Raw genomic sequence first — 13417 nt, 5'->3', positions numbered from 1 at the left:
GCCGGCGGGCACGGGGGTGCGCCGCAGCCTCCGGCCCGCCGCCGCACGGGCCTCGTGCGGGCCCGGGGCTCCCGATTACCGTCGTCGGCATGACAGCGATTCCTGACCGGCCCCCGTCGCCGGCACCCGGCCTCGCAGGCATACCCGGGCTTTCCGCCGCAGCCGCCGCCCGTCCCACCGGGCCCTCCGTCATCGACCGCTTCCTGGCGGCCAACCTCGACTACGCCGCCGACCACCGCGGCGGCGGCAGGGACGCCCGCCCGGTCCAACGGGTCGCCGTGGTGGCCTGCATGGACGCCCGGCTGGATGTGCACGCCGCACTGGGCCTCGCGCTGGGCGACGCCCATGTCATCCGCAACGCCGGGGGTGTGGTCACCGACGACGTCATCCGCTCGCTCACCATCAGCCAGCGCGCCCTGGGCACCCGCTCGGTCGCCCTGATCCACCACACCGGCTGCGGCCTGCTCGGCCTGACCGAGGACTTCCGCCGCGAACTGGAGGCCGAGGTGGGGCAGCGGCCGCAGTGGGCCGTCGAGGCCTTCGCCGACCTGGACGGCGATGTCCGCCAGTCCCTGGCCCGGGTCCGTACCTCGCCCTTCCTGCCGCACACCGACGACGTCCGGGGGTTTGTCTTCGACGTCCGCACCGGGCTGCTCCGCGAGGTCGCCTGAACGGCCCGCAGGCCCGCCACTCCAGGCGGGCGCAAACCGTCCCCACCACGGGTGACGAGAGGCGCCGGCACCGGTTGGCGCGGCGCGGAACGGGAGATCCGCTGGAGACAGGTCGTCCCCTGCATCCAGTGAGGTCACCGTGGAGTTCCAGCGCAGCCATGCCCGTTCCCGTGGGGCCGCCGTCGCGGCCGCCTGCCTGCTGATCCCGGCCGCGGCGCTGGCCTCCCCCACCGCCGCCCACGCCCAGGTGTTCATGGGCCGCCATGCCCGAGCGGCGTCCCGGGTGCTGGACCTCGTCAACGACGAACGGTGGCGGGCGGGGTGCGGGCCGCTGGTCCTCGACCGCCGGCTGAGCGACTCCGCCCGGCGGCACAGCCGGGACATGGCCTACCAGCACCACATGTCGCACCAGGGCTCGGACGGTACGGCGCCGGTGGACCGGATCAAGAGGACCGGCTTCCGGGCGGCGGCCTGGGGCGAGAACGTCGCCCGCGGCTACCGCACCGCCGACCAGGTCATGGACGCCTGGATGGCCAGCCCCGGCCACCGCGAGAACATTCTGAACTGCCGTTACCGGAGGATGGGCATCGCACACGCCGAGCCCGGCGACTACTGGACCCAGGACTTCGCCACCCCCCGCTGACCCGCAGCGGCGCCGTTCAGCAGGCCCTCGCCCGGTCCGGGCGGGGGCCTGCTCCGTGCCGGCGCACCGGTGGGGCGGCGGTTGCCCGCACACCCTGGACCGCCGCGGGTCGTGGGGGCGGCCGGGCCCGGGACCTCGGCTGGTGGGGCTCAGGAGGGCGCGGTGCGGGTGCGATCGACGGCCCTTGATGCCCAAGGTCCGTACGGGGTGGGCCAAAGGGGGTAAACAGCACGTGTCGCCCGGCTGGGTGACTTGTGACACCGTTGCAGGGAAGAATGCCGGGAGCAGGCCTGCACCGCACCACCTGGGGCGGCCTGTCCGCGCACCTCGGCCGAGCTGCCGTCCCGGTGGAACCGATCTGCCGGAGAGCGCGTAGGTCGGGGTGGGACGGGCCGGTCCGGGGACCAGGAGCGGCCGAAACAGGACAGGCCGAGGAGCAACGGGTGACGACCTTCAACGAGCGGGCGGGTCTTGATGGGCAGGGGCTGGCCGGCCCCGCCTTCCCGGGGGCCGGGGCGGGGGCCGCGATGCCCGAGTTCCGGCGGGGCCCCGTGGGCCTGCACGAACTCGGGGCCGTGGTGGAGCGGGTCCGGTCGTCCGTGGAGAGCGTGATCGAGGGCAAGCCCGAGGCGGTCCGGGTCGCGCTGACGGTGATGCTGGCCGAGGGGCATCTGCTGATCGAGGATGTGCCGGGGGTCGGCAAGACCATGCTGGCCAAGGCGCTGGCCCGGTCGGTGGACTGCACGGTGCGCCGTATCCAGTTCACGCCGGACCTGCTGCCGTCCGATGTCACGGGTACCAACGTCTTCGACCAGAACCGCCGGGACTTCGAGTTCCGGCCGGGTGCCATCTTCGCCCAGATCGTGGTGGGCGACGAGATCAACCGTGCCTCGCCCAAGACCCAGTCGGCGCTGCTGGAGTCCATGGAGGAGCGCCAGGTGACCATCGACGGCACCAGCTATGAGCTGCCGTCGCCGTTCATGGTGATCGCCACCCAGAACCCGGTGGAGATGGAGGGCACCTATCCGCTGCCGGAGGCGCAGCGTGACCGCTTCATGGCCCGTATCTCCATCGGCTACCCGGGTGCCGAGGCCGAGCTGGCGATGCTGGACACCCATGGCGGCGCCTCCCGCTGGACGACCTCCAGCCCGTGGCGCACGCCCACGACATCCTGAAGCTGATCGACGCCGTACGGACGGTCCACGTCGCTGACACGGTGCGCCGGTACGCCGTGGAGCTGGTCTCCGCCACCCGTACCTCCCCCGAACTGCGGCTGGGCGCGTCCCCCCGCGCCACCCTGCACCTGCTGCGCGCCGCCCGCGCCGCCGCCGCGCTGGAGGGCCGCGACTATGTGCTGCCGGACGATGTGCAGGCGCTGGCCGTGCCGGTGCTCGCACACCGCCTGCTGCCGACCGCCGAGACCCAGCTGAGCCGGCGCTCCACCGAGCAGGTGGTCCGCGACCTGGTGCAGCGGCTGCCGATCCCGCGTCCCTTCGGCGACCAGAGCGCGCCGCTGCGGAGGGGCTGAGGTGGCCTCGAAGGGCACCGAGCAACCGTCGAGCCTGCGTACCGGCCTACGGGGGATGACCACCCGCGGCCGCTCCTTCCTGGCCGCCGGGTTCACCGCGGTCCTCTGCTCCTATCTGCTGGGCCAGGACGCTCTGCTGCGGGTGGGGGTACTGCTGGCGGTGCTGCCGCTGGCGTCCGTGGTGCTGCTGCTGCGCACCCGCTACCGGGTGGCGAGCGGACGCCGGCTGACGCCCCACCGGGCCCCGGCCGGGCAGGAGGCCCGGGTGCACCTGCGGGTGGACAACGTCTCCCGGGTGCCCACCGGGCTGCTGATGCTGGAGGACCGGGTTCCGTATGTGCTCGGACCCCGTCCGCGCTTTGTGCTGGACCGGGTGGAGCCGCGCGGGCACCGGGAGGTCTCCTACCGGGTCCGCTCCGATCTGCGCGGCCGCTATCCGCTGGGTCCGCTTCAGCTGCGGCTGTCCGACCCGTTCGGGATGTGCGAACTCACCCGCGCCTTCACCACGGCGGACATCCTCACCGTGGTGCCGCAGGTGCAGCCGCTGCCGCCGATCAGACTGGCCGGCGAGTGGACCGGCTACGGCGACAACCGCTCCCGGGCGGTGGCGCTGGCCGGCGAGGACGATGTGGTGCCGCGCGGCTACCGGCACGGCGACGACCTGCGACGGGTGCACTGGAAGTCCACCGCCCGCTACGGCGAGCTGATGGTCCGCCGCGAGGAGCAGCCGCTGCGCTCCCGGGCGACGGTACTGCTGGACACCCGCGAGGTCGGCCATCGCGGCACCGGACCCGGGTCCTCCTTCGAGTGGGCGGTCGCCACGGCCGCCTCGGTGGCGGTGCATCTGCTGGAGCGCGGCTATGCGGTCCGGCTGCTCACCGACACCGGCCTCTCGGTGCCCGAGACCGGCGCCTCCGAGACCGGCGGATCGGTGTCGGAGGCGTCCGGGCTGATGCTGGACACCCTGGCGGTGGTGCAGCTCTCCGACGGCAGCGGCCTGTCCCGCGCCGAGGAGGTGCTGCGGCTCAGCGGCGAGGGCCTGGTGGTGGCGGTGCTGGGCGCACTGGACGAGGAGCAGGTGGCCAGGCTGGGACGGCTGCGCCGGCGCGCCGGCGCGGCGGTGGCCTTCCTGCTGGACACCGGCACCTGGACCGGGTTGCGGCATGTGCTGCCCGACGTCGACCCGGACGAGACCACGACCCAGGAGCGGCTGCTGCGCGAGGCCGGCTGGACCGTGCTGCGGGTCGCCGCCGGGGACTCGGCCGCCGCGCTGTGGCGGCTGGCCGACCGCAGCGCCCAGGGCGGCGGGGAGACCAGCTTCACCGGGGGCGCGGCGCGGTCCTGGAGCGCAGAGGGAGAGGGGGGCCCGGCATGACGGGCCGTACTCGGCTGACGGTGGTCTCGGCGGCGGCCGTACTGCTGGTGTCGTTCTGCCTGACGCCGCTGCTCACCGGTGCGGGCTGGCTGGTGCACGCCGCCTTCCTGGTCGCGGTCACGGCGGGAGTCGGTGCGGGGGTGCGGCGGCTGCCGATACCCCGCCCGCTGATGGCGGGTCTGCAACTGCTGGTGCTGTTCTATCTGCTGCTGCTGGGCTTCGTCCGCAGCGCCCTGGTGTACGGACTGCTGCCCGGCCCGGGGAGCGTGGACCGGCTGGGCCAGGTGCTCCAGAGCGGCTTCGACGACATCAGTGCCTATGGCACACCGGCCCCGAGCACCCCGGGGCTGCGGCTGATCCTGGTGGGCTCGGTCGCGCTGATCGGACTGGCCGTGGATGCCATGGCCGTCACCTACCGGCGGGCGGCGCTGGCCGGGCTGCCGCTGCTGGCGCTCTACTCGGTGGGCACCGGGCTGGGCGACGGCGGGGCGGCGTGGCTGTGGTTCCTGCTCGCCGCAGGCGGCTATCTGACCGTGCTGTTCTCCGACGGCCAGGACCGGCTCACCCGCTGGGGACGGGTCTTCCACGGCTCCGGGCGCGGCGGCACCGGCTCGGCCCCGCTCACCCGCAGCGGCCACCGGATCGGCGTACTGGCCCTGGCCGTCGCCCTGGTGGTGCCGGCGTTCCTGCCGCAGCTGGGCAACGGCCTGGTCGCCGGCGGCCTCGGCCACGGCAGCGGCAAGGGCGGCGGCACCATCACCGCGATCAACCCGGTGGTCTCCCTGCAGGCCGACCTCAACCGCCCGGTCAATGTGGAGCAGCTGCGCTACACCACCACCTCGCAGGACGCCGGGAGCATGTACATCCGGGTGGCGGTCTCGGACGACTTCAACGGCGTGGACTGGAAGCCCTCCCAGCAGAAGGTGGAGGACGTACCCCAGGTCCTCCCCAACCCCACCGGGCTCGCCGACTCGGTGGCCCGCACCGAGGTGAGCACCCAGATCCAGATCAGCGACCACCTGCGGCAGGAGTGGCTGCCCATGCCCTACCCGGCGTCCGAGGTGGACGTCCCGGGTGACTGGCGGTTCGAGCCCAACAGCAGGACCCTGGTGGGCGACAACGGGCAGAAGACCCTCGGGCTGTCGTACACGGTGAAGAGCCTGGAACTGCAGCCCACCGCGGACCAGTTGCGCAACGCTCCCGCACCGCCGAACGACATCACCCAGCGCTACCTCAAACTGCCCGACAATCTGCCCGCCGTGGTGCGGGCCACCGCACTGCAGGTGACCCGGAACGCACCCACCCCGTACGACAAGGCGGTGGCGCTGCAGGACTGGTTCGCCGGCTCCGGTCTGTTCACCTATGACACCGAGGTGGAAGCCGGTACCGGCACCAACGCCATCGCCAAGTTCCTCCAGGACAAGCGCGGCTTCTGCGTGCACTTCTCCGCCACCATGGCCGCGATGGCCCGGGCCCTGGGCATCCCCGCCCGGGTGGCGGTCGGCTACACCTCGGGCACCCAGCAGTCCGACAGCAGCTGGGTGGTGGGCAGCAAGGACGCCCACGCCTGGCCCGAGCTGTACTTCGAGGGCGCCGGCTGGCTGCGCTTCGAGCCCACCCCCAGCCGCGGCTTCGCCCCCGACTACACCCAGCAGCAGGCCTCCACCGCTCCGGGCGGCGACCACCAGGAGCCCGCCCCCAAGCCCACCGCGCACCCCTCGTCGAGCCCGACCGCCAACAGCACCTGCACCGGGCGGGAACGGCAGGCGGGCGACTGCGGCACGCATGACACGGCCACCTCGACGGTCAGCGCGGAGCAGTCCCCGTGGCCCACGGTGGGCGTCATGACGGGGATCGCGATCGGGGCGCTGCTGGTGATGCTGCTGCTCACCCCGATGTTCTGGCGGATGCGGCTGCGCCGGGCCCGGCTGCGGCCGGCGGGCGGCCCGCCGGACGGGGCCGCCGTACAGCTGGAGCTGACGGACCAGCAGGTGCTGGCCGCCTGGCAGGAGCTGGTGGACTCGGCCTGGGACCTGGGCATCGCCCCGGACGGCGCCGAGACCCCGCGGCGCACCGTCGGCCGGATCACGGCGTCCGCGCCTCTGGAGGGCGAGTCCAGGGAGGCTGCGGGCCGGGTCGCGCTGGCGACGGAGCGGGTGCTCTATGCCCGCTCCCCGCAGACGGCTCCGGGGCTCGACCGGGACGTCCGTACGGCCAGCAACGGCCTGCGGGCCGCCGCCGGCCGGTGGACCAGGGTGCGGGCGGTGCTGCTGCCGCCGTCGTCGGCGCGGCTGGTCTGGCGGGCCGCCGACGCGATGGGCGCTGTACGGGACAAGGTGCAGAGCGGTGTGTGGGCGGTGCGGCGGCGGATCGCCGACGCGGTGGGCCGACTGCGCCGCTGAGCGGTGCACCGTGAGCGGTGCGGCGCCGGTGACGCGCGAAGGCGGCGGGCGGACAAGTCCTTGGACTGTCCGCCCGCCGCCTTCGCTGTTGGGCCTCGGTGTCGCCTGTCGTCGGTGCCGCCGCGGTCAGGGGCCCTGCTGCTCGTCCCTGCGCCGCTGCCAGCGCTGCTCGATACGGTCCATCATTCCGGCGCGGCGCTGAACGGGAGCGGACCTGGGGCCGCCCGCCGAGGCGCCGCGCGGCGCACGCTTCCATCCGGTGACGGCGAGGACGGCACAGCCCAGCATGACCAGGAAGCCGACCACACTCACTGGCACGATCTGGGCGACCATGCCCCCCATCAGGAGGCCGATGCCCACCACGAACCCTGCGGCGGCGAGGTAGACACGCCTGCGGGTGTAGGTGCGCAGCCCGGTTCCCTCAAGCGCTGTCGCGAACTTGGGATCTTCGGCGTACAGCGCTCGCTCCATCTGCTCGAGCAGTCGCTGCTCGTGCTCCGAGAGCGGCACGGAGTCCTCCTACTCGTCGGTCGCGGGGGCGACCGCCGCCACCCCTGGCGGGATGGCGAGTCCCTTCAGGATAGGCAGGGAGTCACTCCCGTGGAACCCACCCCATTGCAGACAGCCACAGCGCGGTTCCGGACGGTTGCGACTCCGCCATGCCATCCGGGCCCTGATGTGGTCCATATGCCCCATGCACCTGGCTGTCATGCTTCGTTGCTTTACCCAGATCATACGGTCCGCCGGCCTGTTGTGGAGGGGTCAACCGAAGGTGCGATGGACCACTCCCCCGAGGTGCGTGCCGTCCTCCCCCCAACGGACGAGGCACTCCCGGGGTGCCCGGGGCGGCCGGTGGGCCGGTGATCGATGAGGCTGGCGGGACGGACGGCGCCGTCTCCGAACCGGCGGCTCACCGCGTCCACGGTGCGCTCCACCTCCCGCCAGCCGTGTTCCCGCTCGCCCAGCGCGGGCTGCACGGCGCGGCCCGCCGCGGACACCAGCCCCTCGGCACGCACCCCGACCAGCCGGATCCGGGCCCGCTGCAGATGCAGCCCTCGGTGCAGCGCGGCGGCGGCTGCATGGAGATCACGGGCCAGGTCCACGGGCTCGGGCAGGGTGCGGGAGCGGGTGATTGTGGTGAAGTCGTGGAAGCGGATCTTGAGGGTGACGGTACGGGCTGCCAGCCTGGCGGCGCGCAACCGGGCGGCGGTGGCCCCGGACAGGGCCAGCAGGGTGCGCTCCACCACCTCGGGGTCATCGGTGTCGGCGGGATAGGTGTGCTCGGCGCCCAGGCTCCGCTCCGCCCGGTACGGGACCACCGGCCGCTCGTCCACACCCTGGGCGAGACGGTGCAGTTGATCGCCGGCTGCGGCCCCCAGCATCCGCCGCAGGGTGGCCCTCGGCGTGTCGGCGAGGTCCGCGACGGTGTGCAGCCCGAAGCGGCCCAGCAACTCGGCGGTGCGCTCGCCCACCCCCGGCAGCCCCGCGGCCGGCATCGGCCGCAGAAAGTCCGCCACCTCCGCCGGGGCCACCGCCCGCAGCCCGTTCGGCTTGGCGGCGGTGGCGGCCAGCTTCGCCACCAGCTTGCTGGGGCCGATGCCGACGGACGCGGTGAGCGACTGCTCGGCCGCGACGGCGGCCCTGATGTGCCGGGCCAGGCCGAGCGGGTCCCCCGGCACTCCGGCCAGATCGAGGTAGGCCTCGTCCAGCGAGACCGGCTCCACCTTGCGGGCCAGGGAGTGCAGCAGCTCCATCACCCCGGTGGAGGCGAGGGCGTACTCGTCGTGGTCCGGTGGCAGGAAGACGGCCTGCGGGCAGAGCCTGCGGGCCCGGCCCACCGGCTGGCCCGCGTGCACACCGCAGGCGCGGGCGTCATAGGTCGCGGACATCACCACACCGCGTGGCCCGGCGGAGCCCACCACCACGGGGCGGCCGTGCAGTTCGGGGTGGCGGCGCAGCTCGACCGAGGCGTAGAAGGCGTCCAGGTCGACCAGCAGCACGGCGGCGCTCATCAGCCGCACCCCCGTCCGCGGGGGTGCGCATACGGCGGTGCCCCGCCCGGCCGGGGCCGCGGGGAACCGGCCGGGCCGCCCGGGACCGGCCTGCGGGGGGCACCCGTGACCGGCCCGGCACCCCGGGCATCGCCGGGCCGCCTGTGCGACGACTGCTCAGCTCCGCGCGGACAGGCCCTACTTGAGTTCGGCCAGCAGATGCAGCTGGGTGGCCGCGGCGTGGAAGGCGGGCTGCTGGGCAGCGGCCTCCTCCAGCTTGAGCAGCGCCTCCAGCGCACCGGGCTCGGAGTCGACCAGCACCCCGGGGACCAGGTCGGCGAAGACCCGGATGCCGTGGACGGAGGCCACATGCAGACCGGCGGCGCCGGCGAGACCGGTGAGCTCGTCGACGGTGAAGCGGCGCGGCATGGGGTCGCCGGCGCCCCAGCGGCCCGACTCGCCCTCCAGCGCATGGCGGGCCTCGACGAAGTGGCCGGCCAGCGCCCGTGCCAGCACGGCGCCGTGCCGGTTGGCCGCGAGCAGGCTGACCACGCCGCTCTTGCGCAGCGCCGCGGTGATGCTGCCGAGGGCCTCGGCGGGGTCGTCCACGACCTCCAGCACACCGTGGCAGAGCACCGCGTCGGTGCTGCCGGGCTCCACCAGGTCGGCCAGGGTCTGGGTGTCGCCCTGCACCGCGCGGACCAGATCGGTGACCCCGGCTTCGGCGGCGCGGCGCTCCAGGGCGAACAGGGCGTCGGGGCTGGGGTCGACCACGGTGACGCGGTGGCCGAGGCGGGCCACGGGCACCGCGAAGTTGCCGGTGCCGCCGCCGGTGTCCAGCACGTCGAGCACCGGGCGGTCCGCCTCCTCGGCCCTGCGGTCGAGGGCCTCCCGCAGCACCTCCCAGACCACAGCGGTACGCAGGGAGCTGCGGGGACGCGTCGGGTACACGGGGGGACTCCTCGGCATGGCGGGGCAGGACGGGACCACCTTAGAACGTCCGGCAGAACCCTGGCGCGCTGACTCATCCCGGACTCCCCGGGCTGGAGTGCCAGAGCTTGCGGGGGGCGTCCTTGGCGGGCTGCCCCGCGGGCCGCAGATCCGCGTACGGGGACTGGCGGAAGCCGCTGGGGTGGACCAGCACGCGGTGTCCGGCGGGCGTGGCGGCGGGCTGCGGCGGGGTGGCGAGCAGCTCCCGTACGGCGTCGATGCCGCGCTGCTCCCGCAACTGCTGGAGGGCGGCGAGATCCCAGGCGGCGCTCGCGGTGAGGGAGACCCCGCGCGGGCCGGTGCGGCGGACGGTACCGCGGGCCAGCAGCAGCCAGGAGTGGAAGACGGTGGCTGCGTACGACTGCTGGGCGCGCTCGAAGAAGGCCAGGTCGATCGGTCCGGTCGCATCGTCGAGGGTGGCGAAGACGACCCGGGTGCCGGTACGTACGGGCGGGGTCTGGGTGGCGACCTTCACCCCGGCGACCAGGATCTCGGCGCGGTTGCGGGTGCGCAGCAGATCGCAGGCGCGGGTGACGCCGAGTTCGGCGAGCAGCGGCTCGTGGAGGGCGATGATGTGGCTGCTCCAGTCCAGGCCGAGGACCTCGATCTCGGCCCGGATCCGCTCGGCGTCGCCGATCTGCGGCAGCCCGCTCCTGGACGGCCGCGTCCCCGAGGCCCGCGAGGTCTGCGGATGGGCCCCGGGCCCGCCCCGGTCGCCGCCCGGGGGTACGGCGAGCCGTGCGGCCGGTCCCCGGTGCGGGTGCGCGGCTGCTGTTGCGGTCTGCTGCGCCGTCAACGCACCGGCGGGTGGGCCGCCCGGCTCAGGGGTGCCGCGGGGGTCTCCAGCCCTGGGGGGCGCCCTCGAGGGCGAGTTGGCCGGGGCCGGGGGCGCGGCGCCCGGACCGGATGCGCGGGCGGTCGGGCTCCATGGCGTCGAGCAGCAGGTCGCGGCGGACCAGGCCCTCGGTGCCGGGGGTGTCTCCGGGACCGATGCCGTGCAGCGAGTCCAGGGCGCCGATCCGGACCAGCCCCTCCAGGACCGGCTGGGAGGGCCGGGCCCGGAGGCGGAAGTCGGCGAGTGAGGTGTAGGGGGCGTCCGCCCGTGCCTCGGTGATACGGGCGGTCTCGGTGTCGCTGATGCCCTTGACGTCGGCCAGCCCGATGCGGATGCCCAGGAGGCCCTCCCCGGTGCGCTCGACCCGGTGGTCGGCGTGGGAGGCGTTGACGTCGGGGCCCAGGACGGGGATGCCGAACTGCCGGGCGTCGTCCAGGATCAGCCGCTTGGGGTACATCCCCGGGTCATGGGTGAGGACACCGGCCAGGAAGGCGGCCGGGTGGTGGGTTCAGCCAGGCGGACTGGTAGGTGGGCAGCGCGAAGGCGGCGGCGTGCGCCTTGCAGAAGCCGAAGGAGGCAAAGGCCCGCAGCACCTCCCAGGCCCGCTCCACCACGGCGCGCGGATAGCCGCGGCGGTCGGCCTCGGTGGTGAACCAGTCGCCGACGGCGGTCTGCCCGCCGGGGCTGCCCAGGGCTCTGCGCGCCTCGTCGGCGCGGGCGGCGGAGCAGCCGGTGAGCACCGCGATGGTCTTGATGACCTGCTCGTGGAAGACCACCACGCCCTCGGTCTCGGCGAGCACCGGTTCCAGGTCGGGGTGCGGGTACTCGGCCTTGGTCCAGCCCTGGCGGGCGTTGAGGAAGGGGGTGACCATGTCGCTCTTGACCGGGCCGGGCCGGAAGAGCGAGATGTCGATGATCAGGTCCTCGAAGGTCTCCGGGCCGAACTTGCCGATCAGCTCCCGCTGTCCGGGGGACTCGATCTGGAAGCAGCCCAGGGTGCGGGTGGAGCGGATCAGCTCGAAGGTGGCCGGGTCGTCGTGGGGGACGGCGTCCAGGTCGACCTCGGTCTGCTCGGTGCGGGCGATCTCGGTGAGCGCATACGCCATGGCGGACTGCATCCGCACACCGAGGACGTCCAGTTTGAGCAGGCCGATCTCCTCCACGTCGTCCTTGTCGAACTGGCTCATCGGGAAGCCCTGGGCGCTGATCTCGGCCGGGGTGAGGTCGCGCAGCCGCTGGTCGGAGAGGAGGATCCCGCTGGGGTGCAGGGCGATGTGGCGGGGCAGCCCGTCCAACTTCTCCACCAGGTCGAAGAGGACCGCGAAGACCCCTTCGTCCAGCCGGGAGGAGCGCAGCTCCGGCAGGTCCCGCAGGGCGGCGCGGACATCGCGGGCGCGGATGTGCGGAAAGGCCTTGGCGGCGGCGGCGATCTCCTCCGGCGGCAGGCCCAGGGCCGCGCCGACGTCGCGGACGGCGTGCCGGGCGCGGTAGGTCTCCTGCATGGAGACGCAGAGGGTGCGCTCGGCTCCGAAGCGGTCCAGCAGCCGCTGGTAGACCTCGGTGCGGCGGGCGGACTCCACATCCAGGTCGATGTCGGGCAGCGCGGTGCGGCGCTCGGAGAGGAACCGCTCCATCAGCAGGCCGTACCGCATGGGGTCGACCCCGGAGACACCCAGCAGATGGTTGACCAGGCTGCCGGCGCCGGAGCCGCGGGCGGCGCAGCGGATGCCCATGCCGCGCACCATGTCGACCACCTCGGCGACGGTGAGGAAGTACGCCTCGTAGCCCAGGCGGCGGATCAGTGCGAGCTCGTCGTCGAGGCGGGCGCGGGCGTCCGGGCCGCCCGCGGCCGGGCCGTAGCGGTGGACCAGCCCGGCCTCGCAGCGGGCGCGCAGCTCGGCGGTGGCCCGCTCCGGGGCTATCCCCAGGACGGCCGGCTCGGGCATCCGCACCGAGCCGAAGCCCAGGTGGACATAGGGGTCGAGGGCCAGCCCCGCGGCGAGGTCGGCGGTGGCCGCCAGCAGCCTGCGGGTCCCGGTGGGGCTCTGTCCCGCGGCGCGGACGACCTCCTCGGCGACCAGGGCCATCTCGGCGGCGGACTTCAGATGCCCCTCGGCGTTGGCCCGGTCGCGGTGGCGGCGGTCCAGCGGGACCAGCCGGCGGGCGGCGTCCAGGATGTCGGCGACGGGGGCGTCCTCGGGGCGGGCGTGGCGGACCGCGTTGGTGAGGACGGCGGGCAGGCCGGCCTCGGCGGCGAGGCCCAGCATCCTGGCTGCGACGGGCAGCGAGTGGGGGTGGCCCGGCGGGGCGAGCTGGTGGACCACCTCCACGGCGAGGTCGGCGCCGCAGGCCCGCTCCCGCCAGCGGCGCAGCAGTGCGCGGGCCAGGTCGGGGCGGCCGGCGGTGATCGCCCGGCCGACGTCGGAGGACGGGCCGAGGAGGACCAGCAGATCGCCCTCCAGGGCGTCGGCGTCCTCCAGTTGACGGGTGATCAGCTCCGGGGTGACGGCGGGCCGTCGGCGGCCGGCCAGCAGCTCGGCGGCGGGGGCCGCCGCGGACGCCAGGTCGGCACCGTGGGCGGCGCTGACCAGCCGGCACAGGGCGCCCCAGCCGGCCCGGCCGCCGCGGGCCAGCACGGTGACCCGGGGCAGCCCGGCGTCCACCGCCCGGCCGCCGCGGGCGGGGGTGGTGGCAGGCGGGGCCTGCGGGCCGTCCGGGCGTACGGCGAGGTCGGCGCCGAGGACGGGGCGGATCCCGGCCCCGGCGCAGGCCCGGGCGAAGCGCACGGCGCCGTAGAGCCCGTCGCGGTCGGTGAGGGCCAGCAGCGGCATGCCCAGCTCCGCGGCCCGCTCGACCAGCACCTCGGGTGCGGAGGTCCCGTACTGCAGTGAGTGGCCGGATGCCACATGCAGATGGACGAAGGGGCTGCCCGCGGCGGAGCCGCGGCTCGGATTCCGGGCGAAGGAGTCGTCGGTGCTCAAG

The 13417-nt window shown here is 74.4% G+C and carries 10 protein-coding genes and 1 pseudogene; 5 read left to right on the top strand and 6 right to left on the bottom strand.

All coding sequences use genetic code 11. The annotated features are described in order from the left end of the window. The first annotated feature begins 89 nt into the window (after window positions 1–89). From AB0761_RS28850 to AB0761_RS28830, 5 genes and pseudogenes are all read left to right on the top strand, one after another. Window positions 90–671 (top strand): beta-class carbonic anhydrase, encoded by a 582-nt coding sequence (locus AB0761_RS28850; protein WP_377272065.1) that lies wholly within the window; start codon window positions 90–92, stop codon window positions 669–671. A 139-nt stretch (window positions 672–810) separates the two neighbouring features. Further along, window positions 811–1314: a CAP domain-containing protein gene (locus AB0761_RS28845; RefSeq protein WP_377272064.1), complete on the top strand. Its 504-nt coding sequence runs from the start codon at window positions 811–813 to the stop codon at window positions 1312–1314. 527 nt (window positions 1315–1841) lie between these two features. Then, window positions 1842–2842, top strand: a pseudogene (locus AB0761_RS28840) (AAA family ATPase). Between the two features lie 55 nt (window positions 2843–2897). Beyond that, window positions 2898–4217: a DUF58 domain-containing protein gene (locus tag AB0761_RS28835; RefSeq protein ID WP_377272063.1), complete on the top strand. Its 1320-nt coding sequence runs from the start codon at window positions 2898–2900 to the stop codon at window positions 4215–4217. Continuing rightward, complete coding sequence (locus tag AB0761_RS28830) at window positions 4214–6619, top strand: DUF3488 and DUF4129 domain-containing transglutaminase family protein (RefSeq protein ID WP_377272062.1); 2406 nt, start codon at window positions 4214–4216, stop codon at window positions 6617–6619. The genes AB0761_RS28835 and AB0761_RS28830 overlap by 4 nt, the downstream gene beginning before the upstream one ends. Before the next feature lie 126 nt (window positions 6620–6745). Here AB0761_RS28830 and AB0761_RS28825 read toward each other — a convergent pair whose 3' ends face one another. From AB0761_RS28825 to dnaE, 6 genes are all read right to left on the bottom strand, one after another. Then, window positions 6746–7129 (bottom strand): DUF3040 domain-containing protein, encoded by a 384-nt coding sequence (locus tag AB0761_RS28825; protein ID WP_377272061.1) that lies wholly within the window; start codon window positions 7127–7129, stop codon window positions 6746–6748. A 221-nt stretch (window positions 7130–7350) separates the two neighbouring features. Next, window positions 7351–8631 carry a DNA polymerase IV gene (gene dinB / locus AB0761_RS28820; RefSeq protein WP_377272060.1) on the bottom strand — a complete coding sequence of 427 codons (1281 nt, stop codon included), beginning with the start codon at window positions 8629–8631 and terminating at the stop codon, window positions 7351–7353. 177 nt (window positions 8632–8808) lie between these two features. Continuing rightward, window positions 8809–9579, bottom strand: coding sequence for a methyltransferase domain-containing protein (locus AB0761_RS28815; protein ID WP_377272059.1), 771 nt, complete (start codon window positions 9577–9579; stop codon window positions 8809–8811). Window positions 9580–9634: 55 nt separating this feature from the next. Beyond that, window positions 9635–10396 (bottom strand): OB-fold nucleic acid binding domain-containing protein, encoded by a 762-nt coding sequence (locus AB0761_RS28810; protein WP_377272058.1) that lies wholly within the window; start codon window positions 10394–10396, stop codon window positions 9635–9637. Window positions 10397–10421: 25 nt separating this feature from the next. Then, a complete protein-coding gene (locus AB0761_RS28805) occupies window positions 10422–10892 on the bottom strand; it encodes a hypothetical protein (RefSeq protein ID WP_377272057.1) in 471 nt (156 codons plus the stop codon). Between the two features lie 7 nt (window positions 10893–10899). Further along, a complete protein-coding gene (gene dnaE, locus AB0761_RS28800) occupies window positions 10900–13416 on the bottom strand; it encodes a DNA polymerase III subunit alpha (protein WP_377272056.1) in 2517 nt (838 codons plus the stop codon). Between the last annotated feature and the right edge of the window lies 1 nt (window position 13417).

This window comes from Peterkaempfera podocarpi (assembly GCF_042466665.1).
Taxonomy (GTDB): domain Bacteria; phylum Actinomycetota; class Actinomycetes; order Streptomycetales; family Streptomycetaceae; genus Peterkaempfera; species Peterkaempfera podocarpi.
The sequence above is the reverse complement of the archived record's forward strand: the minus strand, read 5'-3'. Positions and strand labels throughout refer to the sequence as shown.

Bases quoted from the DNA above. Each gene is read 5' to 3' on its own strand.
- AB0761_RS28805 (WP_377272057.1), bottom strand. From the start codon at position 10,892: ATGTACCCCAAGCGGCTGATCCTGGACGACGCCCGGCAGTTCGGCATC.
- AB0761_RS28830 (WP_377272062.1), top strand. From the start codon at position 4,214: ATGACGGGCCGTACTCGGCTGACGGTGGTCTCGGCGGCGGCCGTACTG.
- AB0761_RS28815 (WP_377272059.1), bottom strand. From the start codon at position 9,579: ATGCCGAGGAGTCCCCCCGTGTACCCGACGCGTCCCCGCAGCTCCCTG.
- AB0761_RS28835 (WP_377272063.1), top strand. From the start codon at position 2,898: ATGACCACCCGCGGCCGCTCCTTCCTGGCCGCCGGGTTCACCGCGGTC.
- AB0761_RS28850 (WP_377272065.1), top strand. From the start codon at position 90: ATGACAGCGATTCCTGACCGGCCCCCGTCGCCGGCACCCGGCCTCGCA.
- dinB (WP_377272060.1), bottom strand. From the start codon at position 8,631: ATGAGCGCCGCCGTGCTGCTGGTCGACCTGGACGCCTTCTACGCCTCG.